The following is a 1,158-nucleotide window of genomic DNA, read 5'->3' as shown; positions in this document are numbered from 1 at the left end:
CTTTTGGATTCATTACCCAGACGGAGATTACCTGAGAAAAATGCATGAAGCCGTCGCTGCCATTCATTCAGCTCTAAACGAAGAAGGCATTTCGATTCCATTTCCAATCCGAACGCTCGATTTTGCTGTAAAAGCAGGTCAAGCCTTGGATGAAAGCGTTATACAATTCAAGAAAAAAAGCCAAGCCTAGTTTGTGCTGAACGCACACCACAGGTACATTGATCGAAAACCGAATCTACTCATTTTTTAAGAGATGCTATATGAGCCAAGCCCGCACTTTTATCCACGTCAGCAATAGCGATCTGCAAACGCTATTGATGCAGCTTCCCGCAATGAAACGCTGCATTATCACAAGTGGAAGTGAGCTTGGTTTTTGGCTCGAAGAGTGCATTGAGCTGGAGGCAAATATCGCAATCATTGATATGGATGCCGTGACAGCAAGAGAGTTATCTCAAGTGGAGTCTTTGGATAATGTCGACTTCATGTTCTTCAGCGATGGCAATCCAAATCCCGCACTCGATACACTGATGGCCAAAGGTGGCGGATATCACTTTCGAACACCGTTCAATGAAACCGCTATCAACGAAGCGTTAGAGGACTTGCTTGAAGACCATGAGCAGCGTACGCGACAAAAAACACAGGCTTTAACTAGCGACCTTGATCAATTTGGTCAATTAGTAGGTTCGCATAAATCCATGCGAAAACTGTATCGGGCCATCCGACGTGTCGCAGGCACCGATGCCAACGTATTGGTCATTGGCGAAAGTGGAACGGGCAAGGAGCTGGTCGCGAATACCATTCACGCCATGAGCCCGCGCTCCGACGAGCCGATGGTCGCAATTAACTGCGGCGCATTGAGCCCAGAACTGATTGATTCACAACTATTTGGCCATAAGAAAGGCGCGTTTACTGGCGCAACAAGCGATCACAAAGGCGTTTTTGAACAGGCAGGCAACGGCACCGTCTTTTTGGATGAGGTCACCGAAATGCCGATCGAGCAGCAAGTAAAATTACTGCGTGTTCTGGAACAAAGTGAATTCAAACCTGTCGGTAGCGAGCGAACACTCAAGACATCGGCCCGTATTATTGCAGCCACCAATCGCGATCCATTTGACGCAATGGAGAACGGCTTTCTCCGAGAGGATTTATACTTTCGTC

The 1,158-nt window shown here is 47.4% G+C and carries 1 protein-coding gene and 1 pseudogene; both read left to right on the top strand.

Annotated elements, in window-relative coordinates; translation table 11 throughout:
• Positions 1–190: pseudogene (locus A3750_RS25720) on the top strand (hypothetical protein); the annotation flags it as partial.
• Between the two features lie 70 nt (positions 191–260).
• Positions 261–1,158 (top strand): sigma-54 factor interaction domain-containing protein (locus A3750_RS02155; RefSeq protein ID WP_068547987.1); only part of this gene is annotated, 898 nt, incomplete at its 3' end.

The sequence above is a fragment of the Oleiphilus sp. HI0079 genome (assembly GCF_001635105.1).
This window is presented reverse-complemented; position numbering and strand designations above follow the sequence as displayed.